This is a genomic window from Pseudomonas sp. NPDC077451 (assembly GCF_044543345.1).
GTDB lineage: Bacteria > Pseudomonadota > Gammaproteobacteria > Pseudomonadales > Pseudomonadaceae > Stutzerimonas.
In genome coordinates this window covers 704,226-730,981 of record NZ_JBITVX010000001.1, presented here as the reverse complement: position 1 = coordinate 730,981, position 26,756 = coordinate 704,226, and the positions used below count along the sequence as shown (strand labels likewise).

Annotated in this window: 25 protein-coding genes; 15 read left to right on the top strand and 10 right to left on the bottom strand. The window is 56.9% G+C overall.

Going from position 1 to position 26,756, the window contains the following annotated elements:
- Positions 1-10: 10 nt before the first annotated feature.
- A complete protein-coding gene (ftsK, locus tag ACIGHL_RS03440; protein WP_216706804.1) occupies positions 11-2,413 on the bottom strand; it encodes a DNA translocase FtsK in 2,403 nt (800 codons plus the stop codon).
- 213 nt (positions 2,414-2,626) lie between these two features.
- Between ftsK and trxB the strand changes: the two genes are divergently transcribed.
- The 4 genes from trxB (at position 2,627) to infA (ending at position 5,377) form a co-directional block, all read left to right on the top strand.
- A complete protein-coding gene (gene trxB, locus ACIGHL_RS03435) occupies positions 2,627-3,574 on the top strand; it encodes a thioredoxin-disulfide reductase (protein ID WP_128121203.1) in 948 nt (315 codons plus the stop codon).
- Between the two features lie 44 nt (positions 3,575-3,618).
- The gene (aat, locus tag ACIGHL_RS03430) at positions 3,619-4,299 is read left to right on the top strand and encodes a leucyl/phenylalanyl-tRNA--protein transferase (protein WP_128121202.1); all 681 of its coding nucleotides are present in this window, start codon (positions 3,619-3,621) and stop codon (positions 4,297-4,299) included.
- A gap of 52 nt (positions 4,300-4,351) precedes the next feature.
- Positions 4,352-5,059 (top strand): arginyltransferase, encoded by a 708-nt coding sequence (locus tag ACIGHL_RS03425; RefSeq protein WP_128121201.1) that lies wholly within the window; start codon positions 4,352-4,354, stop codon positions 5,057-5,059.
- Between the two features lie 99 nt (positions 5,060-5,158).
- Positions 5,159-5,377, top strand: coding sequence for a translation initiation factor IF-1 (infA, locus tag ACIGHL_RS03420; RefSeq protein WP_002553999.1), 219 nt, complete (start codon positions 5,159-5,161; stop codon positions 5,375-5,377).
- Positions 5,378-5,558: 181 nt separating this feature from the next.
- Here the strand turns inward: infA and clpA are convergent, their stop codons facing one another.
- Positions 5,559-7,829, bottom strand: a complete 2,271-nt coding sequence (gene clpA / locus ACIGHL_RS03415) for an ATP-dependent Clp protease ATP-binding subunit ClpA (RefSeq protein ID WP_128121200.1) — start codon at positions 7,827-7,829, stop codon at positions 5,559-5,561.
- Positions 7,830-7,857: 28 nt separating this feature from the next.
- Positions 7,858-8,220, bottom strand: a complete 363-nt coding sequence (gene clpS / locus ACIGHL_RS03410) for an ATP-dependent Clp protease adapter ClpS (protein WP_045426522.1) — start codon at positions 8,218-8,220, stop codon at positions 7,858-7,860.
- Positions 8,221-8,433: 213 nt separating this feature from the next.
- Between clpS and cspD the strand changes: the two genes are divergently transcribed.
- Positions 8,434-8,691, top strand: coding sequence for a cold shock domain-containing protein CspD (cspD, locus tag ACIGHL_RS03405; protein ID WP_045426519.1), 258 nt, complete (start codon positions 8,434-8,436; stop codon positions 8,689-8,691).
- A 57-nt stretch (positions 8,692-8,748) separates the two neighbouring features.
- Here cspD and icd read toward each other — a convergent pair whose 3' ends face one another.
- Positions 8,749-10,005, bottom strand: coding sequence for an NADP-dependent isocitrate dehydrogenase (gene icd / locus ACIGHL_RS03400; RefSeq protein WP_128121199.1), 1,257 nt, complete (start codon positions 10,003-10,005; stop codon positions 8,749-8,751).
- Between the two features lie 365 nt (positions 10,006-10,370).
- On the opposite strand from icd, the gene ACIGHL_RS03395 reads away from it, so the two are divergent.
- From ACIGHL_RS03395 to ACIGHL_RS03350, 10 genes are all read left to right on the top strand, one after another.
- On the top strand, positions 10,371-12,596 hold the full coding sequence (locus ACIGHL_RS03395) for an NADP-dependent isocitrate dehydrogenase (protein ID WP_128121198.1): 2,226 nt from the start codon (positions 10,371-10,373) through the stop codon (positions 12,594-12,596).
- Positions 12,597-12,713: 117 nt separating this feature from the next.
- Positions 12,714-13,154 carry an NUDIX hydrolase gene (locus ACIGHL_RS03390; RefSeq protein WP_128121197.1) on the top strand — a complete coding sequence of 147 codons (441 nt, stop codon included), beginning with the start codon at positions 12,714-12,716 and terminating at the stop codon, positions 13,152-13,154.
- Between the two features lie 67 nt (positions 13,155-13,221).
- Positions 13,222-14,352, top strand: coding sequence for a tRNA 2-thiouridine(34) synthase MnmA (mnmA, locus tag ACIGHL_RS03385; RefSeq protein ID WP_181690027.1), 1,131 nt, complete (start codon positions 13,222-13,224; stop codon positions 14,350-14,352).
- Positions 14,349-14,972 (top strand): high frequency lysogenization protein HflD, encoded by a 624-nt coding sequence (gene hflD / locus ACIGHL_RS03380; protein WP_045426495.1) that lies wholly within the window; start codon positions 14,349-14,351, stop codon positions 14,970-14,972. The genes mnmA and hflD overlap by 4 nt, the downstream gene beginning before the upstream one ends.
- 109 nt (positions 14,973-15,081) lie before the next feature.
- Positions 15,082-16,452: an adenylosuccinate lyase gene (gene purB / locus ACIGHL_RS03375; protein ID WP_128121196.1), complete on the top strand. Its 1,371-nt coding sequence runs from the start codon at positions 15,082-15,084 to the stop codon at positions 16,450-16,452.
- A gap of 76 nt (positions 16,453-16,528) precedes the next feature.
- A complete protein-coding gene (locus ACIGHL_RS03370) occupies positions 16,529-17,695 on the top strand; it encodes a ribosomal protein uL16 3-hydroxylase (protein WP_128121195.1) in 1,167 nt (388 codons plus the stop codon).
- Positions 17,688-18,113 carry a GNAT family N-acetyltransferase gene (locus ACIGHL_RS03365; protein ID WP_128121194.1) on the top strand — a complete coding sequence of 142 codons (426 nt, stop codon included), beginning with the start codon at positions 17,688-17,690 and terminating at the stop codon, positions 18,111-18,113. Before ACIGHL_RS03370 ends, ACIGHL_RS03365 begins: the two co-directional genes overlap by 8 nt.
- 7 nt (positions 18,114-18,120) lie before the next feature.
- Positions 18,121-18,747, top strand: a complete 627-nt coding sequence (locus ACIGHL_RS03360; RefSeq protein WP_181690029.1) for a DUF7931 domain-containing protein — start codon at positions 18,121-18,123, stop codon at positions 18,745-18,747.
- Entirely contained in the window at positions 18,744-19,550 is an 807-nt protein-coding gene (locus ACIGHL_RS03355; RefSeq protein WP_128121192.1) for a secretin N-terminal domain-containing protein, read from the top strand. The genes ACIGHL_RS03360 and ACIGHL_RS03355 overlap by 4 nt, the downstream gene beginning before the upstream one ends.
- 509 nt (positions 19,551-20,059) lie before the next feature.
- The gene (locus ACIGHL_RS03350) at positions 20,060-21,655 is read left to right on the top strand and encodes an isocitrate lyase (RefSeq protein ID WP_128121191.1); all 1,596 of its coding nucleotides are present in this window, start codon (positions 20,060-20,062) and stop codon (positions 21,653-21,655) included.
- A 562-nt stretch (positions 21,656-22,217) separates the two neighbouring features.
- Here the strand turns inward: ACIGHL_RS03350 and ACIGHL_RS03345 are convergent.
- From ACIGHL_RS03345 to rraA, 6 genes are all read right to left on the bottom strand, one after another.
- Positions 22,218-23,210: an OmpA family protein gene (locus tag ACIGHL_RS03345; RefSeq protein WP_128121190.1), complete on the bottom strand. Its 993-nt coding sequence runs from the start codon at positions 23,208-23,210 to the stop codon at positions 22,218-22,220.
- Between the two features lie 99 nt (positions 23,211-23,309).
- Complete coding sequence (gene sigX, locus ACIGHL_RS03340; RefSeq protein ID WP_045426473.1) at positions 23,310-23,876, bottom strand: RNA polymerase sigma factor SigX; 567 nt, start codon at positions 23,874-23,876, stop codon at positions 23,310-23,312.
- Positions 23,877-23,982: 106 nt separating this feature from the next.
- Complete coding sequence (locus ACIGHL_RS03335) at positions 23,983-24,807, bottom strand: mechanosensitive ion channel family protein (RefSeq protein WP_128121189.1); 825 nt, start codon at positions 24,805-24,807, stop codon at positions 23,983-23,985.
- 2 nt (positions 24,808-24,809) lie between these two features.
- Positions 24,810-25,055, bottom strand: a complete 246-nt coding sequence (locus tag ACIGHL_RS03330) for a CrfX protein (protein WP_128121188.1) — start codon at positions 25,053-25,055, stop codon at positions 24,810-24,812.
- A gap of 53 nt (positions 25,056-25,108) precedes the next feature.
- Complete coding sequence (gene cmaX / locus ACIGHL_RS03325) at positions 25,109-26,104, bottom strand: divalent cation transporter CmaX (RefSeq protein WP_128121187.1); 996 nt, start codon at positions 26,102-26,104, stop codon at positions 25,109-25,111.
- 67 nt (positions 26,105-26,171) lie between these two features.
- On the bottom strand, positions 26,172-26,660 hold the full coding sequence (rraA, locus tag ACIGHL_RS03320) for a ribonuclease E activity regulator RraA (protein ID WP_128121186.1): 489 nt from the start codon (positions 26,658-26,660) through the stop codon (positions 26,172-26,174).
- Between the last annotated feature and the right edge of the window lie 96 nt (positions 26,661-26,756).

Below are 26,756 nucleotides of genomic sequence, written 5' to 3'. Positions count from 1 at the left end.
CCTCGGCGACCTAGTCGCGGGTAGGAGGCGGCGCGAGCACTTCGCGCGAGCCGTTGGTGTTCATAGAGGTCACGACGCCCGACATTTCCATGGATTCGATCATCCGTGCGGCGCGGTTGTAGCCGATCTTGAGCTTGCGCTGGACGGCAGAGATGGAAGCCCGGCGACTTTCAGTGACGAAGCGTACCGCCTCATCGTAAAGCGGATCGTCTTCACTGTCCTCACCGCTGCCACCCTCGCCTCCACCATCGAAGCCGCTTCCCGAGTCTTCCACGCCGACCAGGATCTCTTCGATGTAGTCCGGGGCACCGCGAGCCTTCCAGGCTTCGACAACACGATGCACCTCTTCATCGGAAACGAACGCACCATGGACCCGAATTGGCAGACCAGTGCCCGGCGGCAAGTAAAGCATGTCGCCGTGGCCAAGCAGTTGCTCGGCACCGCCCTGGTCGAGAATGGTCCGCGAGTCGATTTTGCTTGATACCTGAAACGCCATTCGGGTCGGAATGTTGGCCTTGATCAGGCCGGTGATCACATCCACCGACGGCCGCTGGGTCGCCAGGATTAGATGGATACCTGCCGCCCGTGCCTTTTGGGCAATACGTGCAATCAGCTCTTCGACCTTCTTGCCGACGATCATCATCATGTCGGCGAATTCGTCCACCACGACCACGATTGTCGGCAGCTTCTTCAGTAACGGCGCTTCGTCTTCCATGCTTTCGCGGCGATACAGCGGGTCGGTCAGCGGCGTACCGGCCTCCTCCGCTTCCTTCACCTTACGGTTGAAGCCGGCCAGGTTACGTACACCCATGGCCGCCATCAGTTTATAGCGCCGCTCCATTTCGGCGACGCTCCAGCGCAGCGCGTTGGCCGCTTCCTTCATGTCGGTCACGACCGGACATAAGAGGTGCGGGATGCCTTCATAGATCGACAATTCAAGCATCTTCGGGTCGATCATGATCAACCGCGCGTCTTCCGGCGTGGACTTGAAAAGAATCGACAGGATCATCGCATTCACGCCGACCGACTTACCCGAACCGGTGGTACCGGCAACCAGGAGGTGCGGCATCTTTGCCAGGTCAGCAATCACCGGCTTGCCGCCGATGTCATGGCCAAGCGCAATGGTGACTGGCGACTTAGCATCATCGTACGGCGCGGACGACAGTACCTCCGAGAACCGAACAATCTGCCGGTCCTCGTTGGGGATCTCGATACCGACGGTAGTCTTGCCGGGGATCACCTCAACGACGCGCACGCTGATAACCGCTAGCGAGCGGGCCAAATCCTTCGCCAGGTTGGAGATGCGGCTGACCTTGACCCCGGCGGCCGGCTGGATTTCGAAACGAGTGATCACCGGGCCCGGATGAACCGACTCGACGATGACCTCAACGCCAAACTCCTTCAGCTTGATTTCCAGCAACCGCGACATGGCTTCGAGCGATTCTGGTGAGTACTGCTTCTGCTGCTTTTCCGCCACGTCCAGCAACGACAATGGCGGGACGCTGCCTTCGATCAGCGGATCGACGAACAGATTGGCCTGCTTTTCCTTCAGCACTCGCTTGCTCTGCTCGACCGGCTTGGACGGTGCAGCTGCAGGAATCACTGGTGGCGGGCGCTTATCGCGCTCGCTCATGTGTTTGCTCAACGACTCCTCGCGCTCAAGCAGCCGTTCCTTGACCTTGGCGCGCTCTCGGTGATCCGGGAGCGAGCCGGCGACGTCGTTTACCACATCATCGGCTTCGCGCAGCTGCGCAACGACCTGCTTACGCTCGTTACGCGCGGACCACCAGCGACTAAAGAAACTCTGAATCAGCTCTACCAGGTCGAGCGTAATCTTGCCGGTCAGGTCCATCACCTTGAACCATGAAAGGTCCGTAAACACCGTCAAACCGAACAGGAAGAATGCCAACAGCAGCAGCGTACTGCCCTGAACATTCAGCGCTGCCTCGGCGAGCTGTCCCAGGCTTTCGCCCAAAGCGCCGCCCGCTGAAGCAGGCAAACCGTCCGCAAACTGAAAATGAATATAGGCGAGCGCAGATCCGGAAAGAATCAGGAAGACGAGCCCGATAAGTCGCCAGGAAAACAGCCACCCGTTCCAGCTCCAGGGCTGGTGCCGTGCGCGAAAGACCTGCCAGGTCTTGACGCCTAGCAACAACGGAAACAGGAAAGCAAAGTAGCCGAGCGCCATGAACAGCACATCGGCAAACCAGGCGCCGGCGCGGCCGGCGGCATTCTGGACCTGCTGGACGTTGCTGGTATGGGTCCAACCAGGATCGGAGGGATCGTAGGTAAGCAGCGCCATCCAGAGGTAGGCGCAAAGCGCGCCGAGCGCGATCAATGCCCCTTCTTTGAGGCGGTAATGCAACTGCTGTCGCCAGACGGAAGCTGGCGCGGTAGAGGAGGTATTCTTCAAAACGCTTTATTTCCTGCGCCCGCGGCGCGCTCTATGAACCGTAGTCAGCCTGAACCTGGACATTGTACGGGTTTGTCGATTCCAGGGCATGCCGGTTCCGTGCCGGCTTGGGCTTTTGTTCGTGCTTCGGTGTAGCATAAACGCCAGTTTTTAAAGCGTGACTCGACTGGAGCACGCTTCTCTATTGGCAACAAAGGCTTATGAGGGCTTTTTATGAATGAAGTCAAGCATTCACGTCTGATCATCCTCGGCTCGGGCCCGGCCGGTTATACCGCGGCCGTATACGCAGCCCGGGCCAACCTGAAACCGGTGATGATCACCGGCATTCAGCCCGGCGGCCAGCTGACCACCACCACTGAGGTCGACAACTGGCCGGGAGACGTCGAAGGTTTGACTGGCCCAGCGTTGATGGAGCGGATGCAGAAACACGCAGAGCGCTTCGACACCGAAGTCGTGTTCGACCATATCCACACAGCTGAACTGCAGCAGCGGCCCTTTATTCTCAAGGGCGATAGCGCAACCTACAGCTGCGATGCGTTGATCATCGCCACCGGAGCATCTGCCCAGTACCTCGGCTTGCCCTCAGAGGAAGCGTTCGCCGGACGTGGCGTGTCGGCATGCGCCACCTGTGACGGGTTCTTTTACCGCAACCAGGTTGTGGCGGTGATCGGTGGCGGCAATACCGCTGTGGAAGAAGCGCTGTACCTCTCGAATATCGCCAAGGAAGTTCACTTGATCCACCGCCGCGACAAGCTTCGCTCCGAGAAGATCTTGCAGGACAAGATCATGGAGAAGGCAGCCAACGGCAATATTCGCCTGCATTGGAACCACACCCTGGAAGAAGTGCTTGGTGATGCGAGTGGCGTAACGGGTGTAAGACTGAAGAGCACCGAATCCGGCGAGGAGCAGAACCTTGAACTGGCAGGTGTCTTCATTGCTATCGGGCACAAGCCCAACACAGATCTTTTCCAAGGCCAGCTTGAGATGAGAGACGGCTACCTCGTCATCAAGGGCGGCAACGAGGGAGATGCTACCAGCACCACCATCCCAGGCGTATTTGCTGCAGGCGATGTGGCCGATCACGTTTATCGCCAGGCCATCACTTCGGCCGGCGCCGGCTGCATGGCCGCGCTCGATGCCGAAAAGTTTCTGGACCTGTAACCCTTCTCAGGGCGGATGCCCCCATCCGCCCAGTGGCTATCGATATGCTGACCTGGCTGCAGCGCGACAACTTGTCGTTCCCCCCGCTCGAAAAAGCCATGCGCGAGCCCGACGGGCTTCTCGCTGCAGGAGGCGATCTATCGCCTGAACGCTTGCTGGCGGCCTACCGTCATGGCTGCTTCCCTTGGTATCAGGACGGGCAACCGCTGCTCTGGTGGTCACCCGACCCGCGCACCGTGCTCTATCCCGAAGAGCTGCATGTCGCACGTAGCCTGCGCAAGAAGTTACGGCAGGGAACATTCAGCATTACTTTCGACCAAGCGTTTCGAGACGTCATCGAAGGTTGTGCCGGACCCCGCAACTACACTGACGGCACATGGATCACCATGCCGATGCAAGACGCTTATCTGGAGCTGCATCAGCTCGGCATCGCTCACTCAGTCGAAGTCTGGCAGGACGAGCGGTTGGTCGGTGGCCTCTATGGCCTCGCAATCGGTCGACTATTCTTCGGCGAATCGATGTTCAGCCGTACGACGGACGCATCCAAGGCGGGATTCGTGGCACTAGTGGAACGTCTCAGAGACTGGGGATTCAAACTGATTGACTGCCAGATGCACACGCAACACCTGGCCAGTTTTGGCGCGAGACCCGTCCCCAGGCAAACCTTCGCCAATACGCTCGCCAGCTATCTGGATGAACCCAGTACTGCCCGATGGGAGTCCTAGTCGACGAAGCCAAGCTGACCTACACTGACTTCAAGATTTTCGAGAGCTGACCATGACTTCACTGGCTCGTCTCAAGTTCTACGCCACCCAGCCTCACGCCTGCAGCTACCTGCCCGACGAACAGGCCACCACGCTCTTCCTCGACCCCAGCCAGCCGATGGACGTACAGGTGTACGCAGAGCTGTCCGAAATGGGCTTCCGCCGCAGCGGGGACCACCTCTACCGCCCGCATTGTCAACGTTGCACAGCTTGCATTCCCGCGCGGATACCGGCCGACGGGTTACAGCTCAATCGGCAGCAGAAACGCATCCTCAAGCGCAACGCCGACCTGACCGTGACCGACGTCCGTCCGTCGTTCAGCGAAGAGTACTATGCGCTCTACGCGAACTATATCGAACAGCGCCATGCTGACGGGGACATGTATCCGCCAAGCAGAGATCAGTTCCATACCTTCCTGGTCCGTGACCTGCCCTTTTCTCGCTTCTACGAGTTCCGCCTGGAGGACCGCCTGCTCGCTCTGGCAGTGACCGACCTGCTGCCCAATGGGCTGTCCGCCGTCTACACCTTTTACGATCCCAGCGAGGAACGCCGTAGCCTTGGTCGCTTTGCGATTCTCTGGCAGGTTGGTGAAGCGGCCCGACTCGGGCTGAAAGCAATCTACCTAGGCTACTGGATCAAAAACTGCCGCAAAATGAACTACAAAACCGAATATAGACCGATTGAGCTGTTGGTTAACCAGCGCTGGATAACTCTAACCTGAGCCCTTGGCTCTCGGGGCCCTTTCAGGCACAATACTTGCCGCTTTTACCCGGGCATTCTTCGTACCGGGTCTATCATTGGACACCGAGGGTTTTACTGAATGTCGAAAGAAGACAGCTTCGAAATGGAAGGTACTGTCGTCGACACCCTGCCTAACACCATGTTTCGTGTGGAGTTGGAAAATGGGCACGTCGTTACTGCGCACATCTCCGGAAAGATGCGCAAGAACTACATCCGGATTCTTACCGGTGACAAGGTTCGTGTGGAACTTACGCCTTACGACCTGAGCAAAGGCCGCATCACCTACCGCGCCCGCTGACAGGACGCGAGCATGAACGCCCGGCATAGTCCGGGCTTTTGTTTGCGCTCATGCCACGACCTTGATCGTCCCAATCGGCAAGATGCAAAGCGCTGGGTAGCGCCAGCTTTGCGCTTCGCCAGCTTGATCAGACAAAAACGCCCGGCGATGCCGGGCGTTTTTGCTCCATCACCTCAATGCGTTAAGCCAACTCGACAGACGTCTCAAAGTCAAAGTAGGGCTCGCCATCTCGAATATCGATGTGCACTACACCGCCGTGTTCGGCCAGTTCACCGAACAGGATCTCCTCAGCCAGTGGCCGCTTGATCTTGTCCTGAATCAGCCGAGCCATTGGTCGCGCACCCATTTGCACGTCGTAGCCGCGCTCAGCCAACCAGCCGCGTGCAGCATCGGACACTTCGAGCGTGACATGCTTGTCCTCGAGCTGCGTCTGTAGCTCGATGAGGAACTTGTCAACGATGCTCTTGATGACCTCATGGCTAAGACGGCCGAACTGGATGATCGTATCCAGGCGGTTGCGGAACTCAGGCGTGAAGCTCTTCTTGATCACCTCCATCGCGTCTGACGCATGATCCTGGTGGGTGAACCCAATCGAAGCCCGCGCTGCGGTTTCTGCACCGGCGTTCGTCGTCATGATGATGATGACATTACGGAAGTCGGCCTTGCGGCCATTGTTATCAGTCAGCGTCCCATGATCCATGACCTGCAATAGCAGGTTAAAGACCTCTGGATGCGCCTTCTCGATTTCATCCAGGAGCAGAACGCAGTGTGGCTGCTTGGTTATCGCCTCGGTCAGCAAGCCACCCTGATCAAAGCCAACGTAGCCCGGCGGTGCACCAATGAGCCGAGACACAGTGTGACGTTCCATGTACTCGGACATGTCGAAGCGTATCAATTCGATACCCAGAGCCCGTGCTAGCTGGCGGGCAGCTTCTGTTTTACCAACCCCTGTCGGACCGGCGAAGAGGAATGATCCCACAGGCTTGTCCGGAGCCTTGAGCCCTGCACGAGACAGCTTGATCGCAGTAGCAAGTGAATCGATAGCATCATCCTGACCGAACACCGTCAGCTTCAGGTCTCGCTCCAAATTACGAAGCAGCTCCTTGTCTGAGGTGCTGACGTGCTTAGGAGGAATGCGCGCGATTTTCGCTACGATATCTTCGACCTGCTCGACCTCAATACGAGCGACGCGCTTATCTTCGGGCTGCAACCGTTGATATGCACCGGCTTCATCGATTACATCGATAGCCTTGTCCGGCATATGACGGTCATTGATGTAGCGGGATGCCAGCTCTGCCGCAGCGCGCAGCGACTCATCGCTATATTCAATCTTGTGATGCTGCTCGAAACGTCCCTTCAACCCGCGCAGGATACCGATGGTGTCTTCAACCGACGGCTCTGAGACATCGACCTTCTGGAAGCGGCGCGCCAGTGCACGATCCTTTTCGAAGATGCCGCGAAACTCCTGAAAGGTAGTCGAACCAATACACCGGATTTCACCAGACGACAGCAGCGGCTTGAGTAGATTGGAAGCATCCATCACTCCGCCAGACGCCGCCCCCGCGCCGATGATCGTATGGATCTCGTCAATAAAGAGAACAGCCTGGGGGCGCTTACGAAGCTCATTCAGGAGCGCCTTGAATCTTTTTTCGAAATCCCCGCGGTATTTAGTACCGGCCAATAGAGCGCCAAGATCAAGCGAATAAACCACGCTATCAGCCAGCAGCTCAGGCACTTGATTGTCGACGATGCGCTTAGCCAGACCCTCGGCAATGGCCGTCTTGCCAACACCCGCCTCTCCGACCAGCAATGGGTTGTTCTTACGACGGCGCGCCAAAATTTGCGCGACCCGCTCGACCTCATGTTCACGCCCAACCAATGGGTCGATACGGCCTTGACGCGCCAGATCATTCAAATTGCTTGCATAGGCGTCGAGTGGATTTCCGGCTGCGGAGGACTCACCGCCCTCCTCGTCCTGCATTTCCGAATCGCTTTCGGCATTGCCGCCATTACCTGGCACTTTCGATATGCCGTGCGCGATGTAATTGACGACGTCGATGCGAGCAACATTCTGCTGCTTGAGCAAAAACACCGCCTGGCTTTCCTGCTCACTGAAAATCGCAACCAGCACATTGGCGCCAGTGACCTCACGCTTGCCCGAGCTCTGAACGTGGAACACAGCCCGCTGCAATACTCGCTGGAAGCCTAGGGTCGGCTGGGTTTCACGCTCGTCATCGTGCTGCGGAATCAGAGGCGTAGTGGAGTCGATGAACTCCTGTAGGTCATGACGCAGTTTATCGAGGCTGGCTCCGCAGGCGCGCAACACCGTTGCGGCCGCTTCATTGTCCAGCAGGGCTAGCAGAAGGTGCTCAACCGTCATGAACTCATGACGCTTGGTACGTGCCTCCTTGAAAGCCAGATTCAGAGTGACTTCGAGCTCACGGTTCAACATAGCTTTCACCTCTTACCCAGCAGTCGGGTTAACCGTCCTTCTCGATCTCACAAAGCAAAGGATGCTGGCATTCCCTTGCATATTGATTGACCTGCATTGCTTTGGTTTCAGCGACGTCGCGAGTGTAGACGCCACAAACGGCTCGCCCTTCGGTATGAACCGCCAGCATGATCTTGGTGGCTAGCTCCCGATTGTGATTGAAAATTCCTTCCAGCACCTCCACGACGAAATCCATCGGCGTGTAGTCATCATTAAACATGACAACTTTGAACATCGGTGGTGCCTTCAGCTGCGGCTTGGCTTCTTCGACCGCCAGGCCAGAGGAGTCGTCGTCCGATGGCTTCGGACGATCTTGATTGAATATTAGTCGAATCTCTGGAAATGCACGCATGCGTATAACAGTTCTAGATCGGGGCGCCGAGGCCGGGTAAATAGAAGGGCTTCACAGCCACCTGACGAGTCGCCTTGACTATCGGCAAAACGATGATACAAACAGTATGTGCCACAACGGCAACGGGCTGCGCATGTGGGCCATGTGCTGCATCAGCGCGGAATGAAATGGATGTTACTCCAGTGATGGACTCCTTTGCAGAGGGATAACAGCATGCTAAGCGGTAAGGTCAAGTGGTTCAACAACGCTAAAGGCTATGGATTTATCGTAGCAGACGGCGGCGATGAGGACCTGTTCGCCCACTACTCTGCCATTCAAATGGAAGGGTACAGAACTCTGAAAGCTGGGCAAGCGGTCATGTTCGACATACTGCAAGGTCCCAAGGGCCTGCACGCAACCAACATTCGGTCGCTGCAGACCACTGCGGAGGCGGTTGCACCTGCCTCACAGGGCTCGACCGTAGACGCCTGATGCCAGGCAACAAAAAGGCCGATCATTGATCGGCCTTTTTGTGTTGCTCCCTCAAAACTACATGTGGGAGATCATGGCATCACCAAACTCCGAGCAGGACATCAGCTTGGCGCCGTCCATCAGACGCTCGAAATCGTATGTCACCGTCTTGGCGGCGATAGCGCTTTCGGTCGATTTGATGATCAGGTCGGCTGCTTCCACCCAACCCATGTGACGCAACATCATTTCCGCCGAAAGGATCAACGACCCTGGGTTGACCTTGTCCTGCCCCGCATACTTCGGCGCCGTGCCGTGCGTGGCCTCGAACATGGCAACTGTGTCCGAGAGATTCGCCCCGGGAGCAATACCGATGCCGCCCACTTCAGCCGCCAGAGCATCTGACAGGTAGTCGCCGTTCAAATTAAGTGTGGCGATCACATCATACTCGGCTGGACGCAGCAGAATCTGCTGCAGCATCGCATCGGCGATGGCGTCTTTGACGACGATGTTCTTGCCCGTATTAGGGTTTTTGAATTGCATCCATGGACCGCCGTCCAGTAGCTCGGCGCCGAATTCATCACGCGCCACCTCGTAGCCCCATTCCTTGAATGCGCCCTCGGTGAACTTCATGATATTGCCTTTGTGGACAATGGTGACTGAGCGCCGATCATTATCTACGGCATACTGCAGCGCCTTGCGCACTAACCGCTTCGTCCCTTCCAACGACACCGGCTTGATACCTATGCCGCAATTTTCCGTGAAGCGGATCTTCTTGACACCCATCTCTTCAGTAAGAAACTTGATGACCTTTTCGCACTCAGGCGAGCCGGCCTTCCATTCTACCCCTGCGTAGATGTCTTCAGAGTTCTCACGGAAGATAACCATATCGACGTCTGCTGGCTTCTTCACTGGGCTAGGTACGCCTGTGAACCAGCGTACGGGGCGCTGACAGACATAGAGATCGAGCTCTTGGCGTAGCGCAACGTTCAGCGAGCGAATGCCACCGCCGACCGGGGTGGTCAGAGGGCCCTTGATAGACACCACAAAATCGCGCACGACCTCCAGCGTCTCCTTGGGCAGCCAGGTATCCTGGTCATACACCTGCGTAGCCTTCTCGCCTGCATAGATTTCCATCCAAGCGATCTTGCGCTCACCGCCGTAAGCCTTCTCTACGGCAGCATCGACTACCTTGATCATCACTGGGCTGATGTCCACGCCAATACCGTCACCTTCTATATAAGGAATGATCGGATTGTTGGGTACGTTCAGAGTGTTATCGGTATTGACGGTGATTTTGTCACCGCTGGCAGGCACCTGGATCTTTTGGTATCCCATGCTGGACTCCGTTTTGTGGTTAAACATTAAACAGTGGTCATCTTCGAAGAGTAACCCAGTTGAATCGGCCTAAACCATATGTTCGTTCGTCGTATGGCCAGGGCATTCTTTGACAACGGGCGGCAGTGATATACTGCTTAGGTGACTAACGAGTCATGAGAGGCAGCTAATCTCCGACGAGATCCTCGCCCCTGAACCGCCAGGCTGCCAACCGCAGCCGGTCGGTCAAATACTCAACACTCCAGTGGTGCTGCATCCAACATCATCGCGGCGAACCTCGAAACTGGCACGGCTAACGCAGCCAGGGCGCCTACCTGCGCAAATCGAAGTTCTGTGCACGCTCAGCAAGAGAGAGTCAACTCTACATGTCCACCCGCTCGAAGATTATTTATACCTTCACCGACGAAGCCCCGGCGCTGGCCACCTATTCGCTTCTGCCCATTGTAGAAGCCTTTGCCGCCTCCGCTGATATTGCCGTCGAAACACGTGACATCTCTCTCGCAGGGCGCATCCTTGCAAGCTTTGCCGATCAACTGGGTGCCGACAAAGCGGCTGAAGATGACCTGGCCAAGCTTGCCGAGCTGACTAATCAGCCGGACGCCAACATCATCAAGCTCCCCAACATCAGCGCCTCCGTGCCTCAACTCAAGGCGGCCATCGCTGAACTGCAAGCATTGGGTTATGGCATTCCCAATTTTCCAGAAGACCCGCAGACGGAAGCCGACAAAGAAGTGCGTGCGCGTTACGGCAAGGTGCTCGGTAGCGCCGTTAACCCGGTTCTGCGCGAAGGCAACTCGGACCGACGCGCCCCCGCAGCGGTAAAAGCCTTTGCTCGCAAGCATCCGCACTCAATGGGCAAGTGGAGCAAGGCGTCGCAGTCGCATGCGGACTACATGCGCGGCGGCGATTTCTTCTCCAGCGAACAGTCCATCACCATGGCAGCACCAGGTGATGTGCGCATCGAGTTTGTCGGCAAGGATGGCAAGGTTGAAGTCAAGAAGCAGCTCGCCTTGCAAGAAGGCGAAGTGCTCGACGGCATGTTCATGAGCTGCAACAAGCTGCGTGAGTTTTTCGAGCAAACGCTGCAGGACTGCAAGGAAACCGGCGTTATGTGGTCCCTGCACGTCAAGGCGACCATGATGAAAATCTCGCACCCGATCGTCTTCGGCCACGCCGTTAGCGTCTATTACAAGGACGTCTTCGACAAGTACGGCGAGCTGTTCAAAGAACTGGGCGTCAATCCAAACAATGGCATCAGCAGCGTCTACGACAAGATCAAGTCGCTGCCCGACTCCCAGCAAGAAGAGATCCTTCACGACATCCACGCCTGCTACGCCGAGCGTCCTGAAATGGCGATGGTGGATTCTGTCAAAGGCATCACAAACCTGCACATACCGAGCGATGTGATCGTTGATGCGTCCATGCCCGCCATGATCCGCAACTCGGGTCAGATGTGGGGCAAAGACGGAAAGCAGAAAGACACCAAGGCGGTGATGCCAGAGAGCACCTATGCCCGCATCTATCAGGAGATGATCAACTTCTGCAAGACCAACGGTGCGTTCGATCCGGTAACCATGGGCAGCGTACCGAACGTCGGCCTGATGGCGCAGAAGGCCGAAGAGTACGGCTCCCATGACAAGACCTTCGAAATGCAAGCTGACGGCACCATGCGCGTCGTGCTGGCCGATGGCACCGTGCTGATGCAGCACGAAGTGGAGAAAGGTGACATCTGGCGCGCATGCCAAACCAAGGACGCGCCGATTCGCGACTGGGTCAAGCTGGCCGTTACCCGCGCGCGCCAATCGGGCACGCCGGCCATCTTCTGGCTTGACCCAGAGCGCGCGCACGATCGTGAACTGCAGAAGAAGGTTGAAGCCTATCTGCAGGAGCATGACCTGAGCGGGCTAGACATTCGCATCATGGGCTACAACGAAGCCATCCGCGTGAGCATGGAACGCCTGATTCGTGGCCAGGACACCATTTCCGTGACCGGTAACGTGCTGCGCGATTACCTGACCGACCTGTTCCCGATCATGGAACTCGGGACCTCGGCAAAAATGCTGTCGATCGTTCCCTTGATGGCAGGCGGTGGCATGTACGAGACCGGCGCTGGTGGCTCCGCACCCAAGCATGTCCAGCAGTTGATCGAAGAAAACCACCTCCGCTGGGACTCGCTCGGTGAGTTCCTGGCGTTGGCCGTGTCGCTGGAAGAGACGGGCATCAAGACCGACAACGTCAAAGCCAAACTGCTGGGCAGAACGCTGGATGCTGCCACTGGCAAGCTGCTCGACAACAACAAGTCGCCCTCTCGTCGAACCGGTGAGCTGGACAACCGCGGCAGCCACTTCTACCTGGCGCTGTACTGGGCGCAGGAGCTTGCAGCACAAACCGAAGATGCTCAACTGCAGGCCCATTTCGCGCCCCTGGCGAAGCAGCTGCAGGACAACGAGCAAGCCATTCTCGCTGAACTGGCCGAGGTTCAGGGCAAACCCGTGGAGATTGGCGGCTACTACCGCTCCAATCCTGAGCTGACCAGCAAAGCGATGCGTCCTAGCGCAACATTCAACGCCGCGCTCGCCGCCCTGGCTTGATCTTCGTTGGTGGTACTGCTGCATGAAAAAAAGAAACCCCGGCGCTAGGCCGGGGTTTCTTTTTACCGTGCACGCGAAACGCTACCATCGAAGTCTATAGACGAGCTGAGGCCGAACATGAGCTGGCATCCACACATAACCGTGGCGACGATTGTCGAGGTCGATGGCCGCTTCCTTATGGTCGAAGAATCGAAAGGCGGCCGTTTGGTACTGAATCAACCGGCGGGGCACCTTGAACCCCACGAAACATTACGCCAAGCCGCGGTGCGCGAAACCCTAGAGGAAACCGGCTGGGAGGTCGCGCTCGCGGGTGTAGTAGGTATCTACCTATACACTGCACCTAGCAACGGCGTGACCTACCAACGCGTCTGCTTTGCGGCCACTCCGGTTCGCCATGAGCCGCACCGCGAACTCGACAGCGGCATTGTCGCAGCGCTCTGGATGACTCGAGACGAACTGGCCAACCAACCGGAACGTTGGCGCAGCGAGCTGATCCTGCGCTGCATTGATGACTATCTGGCTGGCCCGCCACACGATCTCGCCGTGATACGAGACTGAGGGACCTTAACCGCTGGCTTGACCGGCCTGTTAGAATTGCACGCTTTGCAGTTAACCCTGAGTCTTTATGCCTGATTCACCGTTCGTTGCCCCTGAAAACCTGCGCGTCATTGTCGGCATGTCCGGCGGTGTCGACTCGTCAGTTTCCGCTCTGCTTCTCCTCGAACAGGGGTACCAGGTCGAGGGCCTGTTCATGAAGAACTGGGAGGAAGATGACGGAACCGAGTATTGCACTGCTCGGGAGGATCTAGCCGATGCCCAAGCCGTCTGCGACAAGATCGGCATTAAACTGCACACGGCAAACTTTGCCGCTGAGTACTGGGACAACGTGTTCGAGCACTTTCTCGCTGAGTACAAAGCAGGCAGGACGCCGAATCCTGACATCCTTTGCAACCGCGAGATCAAATTCAAGGCGTTCCTTGATTATGCCTTGGCGCTCGGCGCCGACCTGATCGCGACCGGACACTACGTACGGCGACGAGACATCGATGGGCGCAGCGAGCTGCTCAAAGGGCTGGACTCGAACAAGGACCAAAGCTATTTCCTTCACGCTGTTGGCGGCGAGCAGCTGAGCAAAACCTTATTCCCGGTGGGGGAGCTGGAAAAGCCAGCGGTCCGGGCAGTTGCCGAAAAGCACGGGTTGGCGACGGCGAAAAAGAAAGACTCGACCGGAATTTGCTTCATCGGCGAGCGCCGTTTCAGCGATTTTCTCAAGCAATATCTGCCTGCTCAACCGGGCAACATCGAAACGATAGATGGCGAAACCATAGGTCGCCATCACGGCCTTATGTATCACACCATCGGCCAGCGACAGGGTCTGGGTATCGGCGGCCTTAAGGACGCAAGCGACGAGCCCTGGTACGTGTTAAGCAAGGATCTCGAGCGCAACGTGCTAGTGGTAGGTCAAGGCAACGACCATCCCTGGCTGTTTTCTCGCGCCCTGCTCGCCTCAGAAATCTACTGGGTCAATCCGATCCAACTGACCGCCCCCCTGCGGCTCACGGCGAAAGTTCGCTATCGGCAGAGCGACCAGATCTGCACACTGGAACAGACCACCAACGGCTATCGAGCGGTTTTCGACGAACCTCAACGCGCTGTAACGCCTGGCCAATCCGTGGTGTTCTACAATGGCGAGGTTTGCCTCGGTGGTGGCGTGATCGAGACCGCAGAGCCCTGGTTCGCCGGAGCCCGCCCATGACGCCACGACAGGAACAACTAGTAGCTCTTGGGGCTGTATTCGAAGCTGCAGCACTGGTCGATCGAATAGCCCGAACCGGTCAAGTGCCGAACGCAGCCCTGGCGAACCTGTTGGGCAGCCTGTTGGTGCGAGAGGACAAACCGGCTTTGGAGATTTATGGTGGAGATGACTTGAATCTCCGCGAGGGCTATCGCGCCCTTGTCGGCGCACTGGAGCGAGACACCAGCAGCCTGCAACGCGAGCCGCTGCGCTATGCGCTGGCGATGATCGGCCTGGAACGACAGCTTGATAAACGCCGTGACCTGTTGCAGGTGATCGGAAGCCGCCTGGACCAGATACAGCAGCAGGCCGATCACTTTGGGCTGACCCACGAGAACGTAATCGCCTCTTTTGGCGGTTTGTACCAGGACACACTGAGTACCTTTCGCCAACGCATTCAGGTCCAAGGCGACATGCGCCATCTTCAGCAGAACGACAACGCAGCAAAAATACGCGCCCTTCTGCTGGCAGGGATTCGTTCAGCACGGCTCTGGCGCCAGCTCGGCGGACACCGTTGGCAGATGGTATTCAGCCGACGCAAAATGCTCGACGCGCTATATCCCATGCTGAAATCCGAATAACCGCAACGCGAAGCGCAACGTGCTTACTGGCCAAAGCGGCAATTAGCCTTCCGCTTCGTGTATAATCTTCGCCCTCTTTTCGTCGCTCGACTGTCCGAGAATGCCCTCTATGCAGCTTTCCTCGCTCACCGCGGTTTCCCCTGTCGATGGCCGCTACGCCGGCAAAACCAGCGCCCTGCGCCCCATTTTCAGCGAATTCGGCCTGATTCGCTGCCGCGTTCAGGTTGAGGTCCGCTGGCTGCAACGCCTGGCTGCACATGCCGGAATTCCAGAGGTGGCGCCCTTCTCGGAAGAGGCTAACGCACTACTCGATCACCTTGCCGAGAACTTCCAACTCGAACATGCCGAGCGCGTTAAGGAATTCGAGCGAACCACCAACCACGACGTAAAAGCGGTGGAATACCTCCTCAAGGAGCAAGCCAAGCAGCTACCAGAACTGGCCAAGGTCAACGAATTCATCCATTTCGCCTGCACCAGCGAGGACATCAATAACCTGTCCCATGCTCTGATGCTACGCCAGGGTCGCGATAAGGTTTTGCTGCCCCTGATGCGCCAGTTAGCGGACGCAATCCGCGCCTTGGCTATCGAGCATGCAGACGTACCCATGCTCTCCCGTACCCATGGTCAGCCCGCTTCGCCTACCACCTTGGGCAAGGAGCTGGCTAACGTGGTCTATCGCCTGGAGCGTCAGATTGCGCAGGTTGCGGCGGTACCGCTGCTCGGCAAGATCAATGGCGCCGTCGGCAACTACAATGCTCACCTGTCGGCTTATCCCGACGTTGACTGGGAAGCTAACGCGCGAGAATTCATCGAAGGTGACCTAGGACTCTCCTGGAACCCTTACACCACACAGATCGAGCCTCACGATTACATCGCCGAGCTATTCGATGCCGTGGCTCGATTTAACACCATTCTTATCGATTTCGATCGCGACATCTGGGGCTACATTTCGCTGGGCTATTTCAAGCAGCGCACCGTTGCCGGCGAAATTGGCTCCTCGACCATGCCGCACAAGGTCAACCCGATCGATTTCGAGAACTCGGAAGGCAATCTCGGAATTGCCAACGCACTGCTAAGTCACTTGGCGAGCAAGCTGCCCATTTCCCGCTGGCAGCGTGACCTGACCGACTCCACCGTACTGCGCAATTTGGGAGTTGGCTTTGCTCATAGCATTATTGCGTACGAGGCCAGCCTTAAAGGCATCGGTAAACTGGAGCTCAACGAAGCGCGAATTGCCGAGGATCTCGACGCCTGCTGGGAAGTACTGGCCGAGCCGATCCAGACCGTCATGCGTCGGTATGCCATTGAGAATCCCTACGAGAAACTCAAGGAGTTGACCCGAGGCAAAGGCATCAGCCCCGAGGCGCTGCAGACTTTCATCGAAGGCCTGGATATGCCGGCCGAAGCCAAGCAGGCGCTGCGCAAACTGACCCCGGCCGCCTACATCGGTAACGCCGCCGATCAGGCCAAGCGGATCTGAGCGAACCCATTATTTGCACGCCCGGCTGTGCCGGGCGTTTTTATTTGCAGCTCTTAAACAGAGCAAGGTACCTGGCATGACTTCCGACACCCCTTTGCAAATCCTTGGTGGGATCAGCGCGCGCGAGTTCCTTCGTGATTATTGGCAGAAAAAGCCTCTACTGGTCCGCCAGGCAATTCCCGGGTTCGAGAGCCCGGTTTCCCCAGACGAGTTGGCCGGCTTGTCCCTGGAGGAAGAAGTCGAGTCACGCCTGGTCATCGAACATGGCGAAACTCCGTGGGAGCTGCGCCGCGGCCCCTTCAGCGAAGAGACCTACCAGAACCTGCCGGAGCGTGACTGGACGTTGCTGGTCCAGGCCGTCGACCAATTGGTGCCAGAAGTTGCCGAGCTTATCGAGCACTTTCGCTTCCTGCCCAATTGGCGGATCGATGACATCATGGTCAGCTTTGCAGCACCGGGGGGCGGTGTGGGCCCGCATTTCGACAATTACGATGTATTCCTCCTCCAAGCGCATGGCCAGCGTCGCTGGCGCGTAGGACAGATGTGCGACAGCGAGAGCAAAATGCTCAAGCATGCCGACCTGCGCATACTCGCGGATTTTCAAGGCACCGACGAATGGGTACTCGAGCCAGGCGACATGCTTTACCTGCCACCAAGACTGGCTCATTTCGGTACCGCCGAAGATGCGTGCATGACCTACTCGCTAGGCTTCAGAGCCCCCAGCGCAGCGGAGGTCCTTACCCATTTCACTGACTTCCTGGCGCAGTTCCTGCCTGATGAGGAACGCTACAGCGACGCAGATATGCTTCCGATCGAAGACCCGCACCAGATCCAAAGCGATGCGCTGGATCGCCTGCGCGCGATGCTAGCCGAGCATATGGGCGACGAGAGATTGCTGCTAACCTGGTTCGGCCAGTTCATGACCGAACCGCGCTATCCGGAGCGAGTCCAGGGTCCGGAAATCGACGAGCAGGCAATGCTCGCAGCATTGGATGATGGCGCCATACTCGTGCGAAACCTGAGTGCACGCCTGGCCTGGAGTGAAGTGGACATCGGCTTGTTGCTGTTTGCCAGCGGTCAAAGCCGGCTGCTTCCAGGCCATCTGAAGGAGCTATTGAAAATGGTTTGTTCAGCCGATGCGCTCCATTCCGAAAACCTCGCTGGCTGGCTGAGCGACGAGGATGGGCGTAATCTCGTCCTGCAACTGGTCAAACAGGGAAGTCTGGAGTTTGCTGATGAGTGACATAGAAGTTCGCATCGCCGACTGGCAGCAGGATAACGCCGACTTACGCCGGATTAGGGAAACTGTGTTCATTGCTGAACAGTCAGTGCCCCCGGAACTGGAGTGGGACGCTGACGATGTCGAGGCCGTGCATTTCCTCGCCTTGGAAAGCGGCTATCCGATTGGTACCGCGCGACTGCTTAATGACGGGCATATCGGTCGCGTTTCGGTATTACGCGACTGGCGCGGAATGAACGTCGGCGGCGCGCTGATGAAAGCGGTCATCGAAGAAGCCGAGCGGCGCGGCCTCACCGAACAGCGACTCACCGCCCAAGTGCATGCCACATCGTTCTATGAGCGCCTTGGCTTCGAAGTAGTCAGCGAAGAGTTCCTTGAGGCCGGCCTTCCCCACGTCGATATGCTGCGAAAGAGCCACTAACCATATGATGCATGACGACCTGGATCACTCTATCAGCGAAGACGCCCGGTCGATGATCGAGTTCCAATCACCGGGTCGCTTCCAGATTGGTAACCCAGCGGCACAGCCTGCTCTTCAACAAGAATGGCAGGCCGCGCCGTTTACGCTAGGCGTCAGCACTACAGTTCAAGCTTTCGATGACATGGGCGAAGCTCGTAAGCATGCGCTTGCGCTGATTGAGCAGGTCAGGCGCAGCCTGAGCATCTATACGCCGGACCTGGAACCTTGGCTGTACAACCACAGCTGCATTCAAAAGGCATGCTCGCAGTTTTTACGGGCCCATCCACGCAACCGCTTGCGTATCTTGGTGGGCGACTCGTCTCGCGCAGTCAAAGAAGGTCACCGCCTGGTCACTCTGAGCCGCAGATTGACTAGCAGCTTGCACATTCGCCGCACTCATCAGGATTATCAGCTGCAAACCTCCGCGTTCCTCGTAGTCGATGGGTGCGGCATGCTGATTCGCCCGAATGCGGATCAATTCTCTGGTCAAGCGCTATACCGAGACCCTGGTCGCGCTCGCCAACAGCTAAGGCTATTCGACGCCGCCTGGGACCGTAGCCTTCCTGATCCCGATATGCGGAGTTTTTTGCTATGACTCGTCGTTTTATCGCTGCGTGCCTGTTAATCGCTAGCTCGGCGCTTAATGCTGCGACAGAGGTAATTCCGCTGGACTTCCGAATGGCGGAGGACGTGCTACCGATCGCCCAATCAGTTGTAGGGGATCAGGGCAAAGTCAACGCATATGGGAACCAGCTGATCGTGAACGCGCCGGCCGCTGTGATCACTGAGCTGCGCGATGTGCTGTCCAAGCTAGATACCGAACCTCTCAGGCTGCTTATAAGTGTCGATACCCAAAACTCGGCCGCAGGCAGCGAAAGTGGCTATCGGGTCGACGGCACAACCCGCATCGGTGATGTTGAAATCCAGAGCGGCGACGGCGAGAAGAGAGGCAGAGACCAGGCGCGCATCATTCGTCGCAGCACCAACAACCAAGGCGGAGGTGTTCAACAGGTCCAAGCCACCGAGGGCTATCCTGCATTGATTCAGATAGGCCAAAGCGTACCAATTACCACCATGGGGGCCGACGGCTACGGGCAGATCTATCAACAAACTCAGTATCGGGATGTCACGCGAGGTTTCTACGCCACCGCTACGGTTCAGGGCGACCGGGTGCAGGTTACGATTAGCAGCCATAACGACCGTATGAGCGCAGCCCAGCAAGGCGCAATCAACGTCCAGCAAACCGATACTCGGGTCAGCGGACGGCTCGGCGAATGGATTGAGCTCGGCGGCGTTGACGAATCTGCAAGCTCCAGCGAGAACGGAATGCTACGCAGATATTCCACAGCCGGCAGTCAAGACCTTTCCCTGCGACTAAAAGTAGACACGCTGGATTAAGAAAGTTCAGCAGACAAATAACGCTCGGTTAAGAAATGTAGTGCCTACCAAAGTTCACTACAAAAACATTTGACGAACCATTTTAGCCGGAGCATGATGGCCCCGCTCCCGCTAACCAGAGACTCTGAAAGGGTCTCCGGATCGCGCTCAGCCAACCAGCAGAGGCGTTCCGTGACTGTACTGCCCACAAGGCGGACTGACGAGGTTGCGACTGGAACGAGTCGTCCTGAGGGACGGGGAAGCGATTAACGCATCAGCTCGAGACATCAGTTCGCTGATCCACTCAACGGCCCCGCGTCGCTGTGTGTTGGAATGCCACGATCATTCCACAGCTAACCGAATCCTCTTGCGGTCGTAACTGCATACCCTCCTCCTCTTGGTTCAATCCTCGTCTCGGTCGATATTTCGACGCTCTGCCACGTGTTGTCCGCTTCATCAGCGCAAGCACGTAGGTTTCAGTGGGAAAAGTCGGTGCTCAACCAAACACGAATTTCTTTGAAGGATTGACCATGTCCGCTTATCAAAACGACATCAAGGCCGTTGCCGCTCTGAAAGAAGCAGCTGGAAGCAGCTGGAGCGCGATTAACCCCGAATCCGTAGCACGTATGCGCACACAGAACCGTTTCAAGACCGGTCTGGAAATCGCGCAGTACACTGCCGACATCATGCGCAAGGACATGGCTGAGTACGACGCCGATACGTCCGCCTACACCCAGTCGCTAGGCTGCTGGCATGGTTTCATCGGTCAGCAGAAACTGATCTCTATTAAGAAGCACCTGAAAACCACCAATAAGCGCTACCTCTACCTGTCGGGCTGGATGGTTGCCGCGCTGCGCTCCGAGTTCGGCCCGCTGCCAGACCAGTCGATGCACGAGAAGACCGCAGTCTCCGACCTGATCGAAGAGCTGTACACCTTCCTGCGCCAGGCCGACAGCCGCGAGCTGGACCTGCTGTTCACTGCTTTGGACGCCGCTCGCGAAGCCGGCGACACTGCCAAGGCCGCCGAGATCCAGTCGCAGATCGACAACTACGAAACCCACATCGTCCCGATCATTGCCGACATTGACGCTGGTTTCGGTAACCCGGAAGCCACCTACCTGCTGGCCAAGCGCATGATCGAAGCCGGCGCATGCTGCATCCAGATCGAGAACCAGGTTTCCGATGAGAAGCAGTGCGGACACCAGGACGGCAAGGTAACCGTTCCTCATGCCGACTTCCTGGCCAAGATTGCCGCCGTCCGCTATGCATTTCTCGAGCTGGGCATCGACAACGGCGTCATCGTTGCGCGTACCGACTCTCTGGGCGCCGGTCTGACCAAGCAGATCGCAGTGACCAAAGAGCCGGGCGACCTGGGTGACCTGTACAACTCCTTCCTTGACTGCGAAGAGATCACCGAAGCCGACCTCGGCAACGGCGACGTTGTGATCAAGCGTGAAGGCAAACTGCTGCGTCCTAAGCGCCTGCCGAGCAACCTGTTCCAGTTCCGCAAAGGCACCGGCGAAGCGCGCTGCGTACTCGACTGCATCACTTCGCTGCAGAACGGCGCGGACCTGCTGTGGATCGAGACTGAGAAGCCTCATGTTGGCCAGATCGCGGCCATGGTTGACGAGATCCGCAAAGAGATCCCGAACGCCAAGCTGGTCTACAACAACAGCCCGTCCTTCAACTGGACCCTTAACTTCCGCCAGCAAGTATTCGATGCATTCGTTGCCGAAGGCAAGGACGTCTCCGCCTACGACCGCGCCAAGCTGATGAGCGTTGAGTACGACGAAACCGAGCTGGCTCAAATTGCCGACGAGAAGATCCGCACCTTCCAGAAGGATGGGTCCGCTCATGCTGGTATCTTCCACCACCTGATCACGCTGCCGACTTACCACACTGCCGCGCTGTCGACCGACAACCTGGCAAAAGGGTACTTCGCAGATCAGGGCATGCTGGCCTACGTCAAAGGTGTACAGCGTGAAGAGCTGCGTCAGGGTATCGCCTGCGTCAAGCACCAAAACATGGCTGGCTCCGACATCGGCGACAACCACAAGGAGTACTTCGCTGGCGAAGCGGCTCTGAAGGCAAGCGGTAAAGACAACACCATGAACCAGTTCCACTAAGAACTGAATATGGCCCAGGCGCCGCCTGGGTCAATGGTGTAACAGATGTCTTGGCATCTGCAAAAAGCTGCCCCTATATGGAGCAGCTTTTTTTTGTGTACGACGCGCAAACGAGATCTAGTTTACCCCCGCCTCCCCTTCCCCTCGCACCCTCTTTGCGCAGCCCCACCCAAACAGAGCACTACTGACAAGCCGATCAAAGGCGTTCGACATTCATCACAGTGCTAACCCTGAACGACGGCATTGGAGCTCGTTTAGGCATGGCCGCCGCTAGCTGCTTCCTAGCTAAGGGGTGTTTAAAGGATGCCTTTGATGCTGCGTATGACGGCGCTGCATCCCATCAACCTGGACAGCTAGCGCGAAAGCTCTACCAACCAGATGAACATGCATATCTGAACTCGCATGCACAGTCTTCCCCGATAGGAAGACCTTCAGCTCTAAAACGGACGTAGCTAGAGCAAAAAAAAATCCGATGCCAGAATCTGGCATCGGATTTTTTGAAAGCTTAGAAGGAGCCCAAGACTAAACAGGGCACCCACCAGCTAGCGAAACAAGATACGAATTAACGAACCTGTGCTTCGACTTCAGCTTCTACACGACGGTTGATCTGACGGCCTTCCTCGGTGCTGTTGTCAGCAACCGGGCGGGCTTCACCGTAACCGACCGAATCGACACGCTGGCTCTCAACGCCGTACTGGTTGACCAGCACCTCGCGGACAGCCTGAGCACGACGCTCGGACAGACGCTGGTTATATTGATCGGTGCCCACCGAGTCGGTGTGACCTTCAACGATGGTGTTGGTCTGAGGGTACTGCTGCATGAAATCAGCCAGGTTCTTGATGTCGTTGTAGCTTTCTTCGCGAACGCGAGCCTTGTCAAAATCAAACTTGACGTCCAGCTCGACGCGAACGAGCTCTGGCTCTGGCTCCGGCTCGTTGTCGACCATTGGCGCCGGTGCTGGCGCAGGGGTCGGCTCGACCTGTGCTACCTGCTGCTTAGCACCACCACCGAAGTTCAGACCGACACCTACGCCAGCCATCCACTCGGCTTCGTCCGCATCGATGTTGTACATGCCGTCAACACTCGCCTTGGCGAAGAAGTTTTCGGTGAAGTAATACTTCACGCCAGTACCGACGTTGGCGAAGGTGCTGTGATCACGACCGCCACGGGCAGCTTGACCAATGCTTTGGTGAGCGGCACCTGCGGATACGTAAGGACGCAAACCAACGCCCGGCTGGCCGAAGTGGTAAGTGGCGTCCAGAGAAGTCAGGCTACCCTTGATATCTTTGTGCCCGCCTGCGCCGACCGAGTCTCGGGACGTCAAGTCGTGGTATTCGCCGTACGACAGACCAAGCGAAACGTCATCAGTCAGGAAGTAGCTAGCGCCAGCTCCGTACAGTTCGCCGTCACGCTGAACATCGCGCGAGCTATCGGTGAAGTAATGCTTACCGAATGCTTCCACCTCTACGGCACCTTGGCCCTGGGCCAGCGCGCTAATAGAAGTGGCGGCAACCAAAGAACCAATTACAACGCCTAAGGTGTTTTTAAGCTTCATCCGTAAATCCCCATCTGGTGGTGAGTATCAGAACAATCTAAGGAAACCGGCTAACTGCAAGCCCAAGCTGTTCGCTAACGATAGGACAGCTTAATGCCGTTAAGTTTCAGCGATTCCCGAAAATTTTTCGCGTAATTTATCTAGCGCCCGCTTGTAACGCATCTTTGTTGCGCTTAGCCCCATGTGCATAATGTCGGCAATTTCCTGAAACTCCAGTTCTGCCACAAAGCGCAGAACGAGAATCTCCCGATCGATCTGGTTCACATGGACCAGCCACTTGTCTAGCTCCGGCCTTTCCTCAACGTTCGGCGCCTTTTCCTCGGACGCCTCTTCCACAGGATCAAGGCTCAAAGCATCAAGTAAGCGGCGCTTGCGGCGCTCTTTCCGGTACTGAGTAATACACTCGTTGTATGTAATGCTATATAGCCATGTCTTGAACTTCGATTTACCTTCAAAGTTCTTTAAACCATATAAAACCTTGAGCATCACTTCTTGGCAAACGTCATCAGCGTCTCGGTCGTTTCCTAAATAACGTGCGCATACGTTGAAGAGTGTACGCTGATAACGGCGCATCAGCTCTTCATAGGCTCTCGTTACATGAAACAGCTCCGCATGGGCGCGCTGCACCAGCTCCTCATCGGAGAGCTGGCGGGGGTCGTAGCTCATGGTCGGCGGATGGGTTTTAGTCAAGGCGCTTCGAACCGGCAATAATCGTGGCGGCCGTTCGCGGTAACCCGCAGAAGAGGCTGCGCACTTTAACAGAATACCGGGCCTAACGGCTGCCTACGCGCTGCTCTAGCAGCACTCTATTTGCAACCGAGATCAGCTCGCCTTCATCGGTAAGCAGCAAGGTCTTCGCGGTTCCAATCTCTTCGATCGAACCCTCCAGCTCCTCGATGCGCACCCTCTGGCCAACCTCGTAAAGTTCACGAACGTAAATGCCGGCGAGAATCTGACTCACCAAGTCTCGGCTACCGAGACCGAAAGCCAACGCAACCGCCAACCCGACAGAGATCAGTGCAATTGCGATGACGTAATTAAGCAGCTCGGTCTTAACCTCCAGCTGGCCGATTGCGACGGAGATAATGATGATGATCACCAACCCCTGCGCGATTCGTCCAAGCCCGGCGGAATATTCAAGGCCAACGCTTTCAGCAGCGCCTCGCACCAAACCATTGACCAGCTGCGCCAAGAGTATGCCAACCAACAGGATCAGCCCCGCTCCGAACACCTTGGGCACGTATAGCGCGAGCATATCGAGCGTCGCCGAAACGCGAGCGAGTCCCAGAGATTCCGCAGCCGACACCAGAAAGATCAGCAATACGAACCAATAGACGATCTTGCCAATCAAGGCCGAGATCGGCATGCGAATACCGGCACGCCCAAGCAACTTGGTCGCCCCGGTACCGGCAACCAACCGGTCCAGACCCAGTTTTGCCAGGACCTTCGACAACAGAGTGTCCAGTAGCTTGGCGACGACAAAACCAACGGCAACCAGCAAGAGCGCCCCAAACAAACGAGGAATGAAGGCAGCGATAGGTTGCCAAAGGGCGCTCATAGCACCCAACAAGCTCTGGCTCCAGGGATCGAGTTCCATGATCAGTCGACCTTATTGAAAGTAGTACGGGAACCGGAATGGCGTCGAGTGACTGCCGAAGTGTGCGGTGCGCCAGCGCTAAACGCGATCAGCACAGCCTGTAGCCAATGCCCCATCAGGCCAAACAGGTCGCCAGCGCCCACCTGCCGGTTGGCCGTTTTCAGTACACGATCCAGGCGGGCATCGTCATGACGCTCCGACTGCGTGTTGAGCATGTCCCGCAGGGATTCTTCAAAGGGATCGTGCATGTTTACCTCTGCAACAGTGAGACTCTGACGGCACAGCCATACCAGTAGTCACATCACACCCATTTCAATCGGCGGAAGATCCACCATTGGAAACAGGCCACCGCACCAATAAGCACACAAGCCACAACAAATCCATAAGGATGCTCGGACCCAGGGATGCCGCCCACGTTGATCCCAAGCAAGCCTGTGAGAAAGCTCATCGGCAGAAAAAAACCGGTAATGATGCCGAGCAAGTACATGGTCCTGTTCATCCGCTCGCGCATTCGCCTTTCTTCTTCTGCTTCTAGCACTAGATTGACTCGCTCACGGACCAGCTCCAACTCCTCCAGATAGCGAATCAACCGGTTGCTCAGCTCGTTCCAGTAATCTGTATCGTCATCAACAAACCACGGCAGACGATTGCGCGTGAGCTGCGCGTATATCTCGCGCTGTGGTAACAGAAAACGGCGCAGACCAGCGGCCTGGCGCCGCAACGACAGCAACTTGTCTTGAGGCGGTGTATATCGTTCATCCGTCTCGACTCGGTCTTCTTCTCCATCCAGCTTTTCCGTCAGAACGGCAACGAGCTCATCAACCCGCTCGGTCAGCGCGTCAGCCAGGCCGAGCAATACTTCAGAGGCCGTTTTCGGACCAACACCGGCATCAAGCTGCTGGAGCACCACTTCGGTCGAGCGCAGCGGCCGCAGGCGCAACGAAATAACCCTGCGCGCATCTGCGAATACCCGTAGCGAAACCATGTCCTCGGGCTCCGCGTCGGGATTCAGGTTGACGCCTCGCAGGAATAGCAGCAACTCGTCGCCAGGCAGCGCCAGCAAACGTGGACGAGTATTTTCTTCCAGTAACACGTCGCATGCGAACGCGCTCAGGCCGCTCCGGTCGCGCAACCAAGCCTGGGCCTGAGCCTGACTGCGATCCCAATGAAGCCACAAGCTTTCATGCGCGGCTAACTTCAAAGAGGAAATGTCTGCATAGGCAATTCTGCGTGCACCACCTTGCCCGTTTAACACAAGGGCATGTAGAAGCCCTGTACGGCCTATTTCGTCAGGCAACGGTCGCGTCTCCTACAAATCGTAAAAAGCCCGGCATAGCCGGGCTTGATCAACCAACTGCCCCGGGCTAGTCGGGCATCTTCAGCTCTTCGGGCGAAACGATAATGCCGTTGTTGTCGGCATAAACGTATTCACCAGGGCGGAAAGTCACCCCACAAAAGGTCACCGGTACATTAAGGTCGCCTATTCCGCGCTTGTCGGTTTTCATGGGATGAGTGGCCAGCGCCTGGACGCCCAATTCCGTTTGCGCGATCACGTCGACATCACGGATGCAACCATAGATCACCAGCCCCTCCCATCCATTGCGCGCTGCTTTCTCAGCAAGCATGTCCCCGAGCAATGCACGACGCAGCGAGCCGCCACCGTCTACCACCAGCACCTTGCCTGCGCCGTTTACATCTACCTGCTCCTTGACCAATGAATTGTCTTCGAAGCATTTGATCGTGACGATCTGACCACCGAAGGAGTCGCGACCACCAAAATTGCTGAACATCGGCTCAACCACCTGCACCAACTCAGGGTAGGCATCGCATAGATCAGGGGTGATGTATTGCATGGTAAGTCTCCTCAAACTTGAAACGCGTTAGGCTCGGTCGCCACCATGCTTCAAAGATAAGCAATTTGCCTACCCGCACCGGCTTCCAGCCACAAC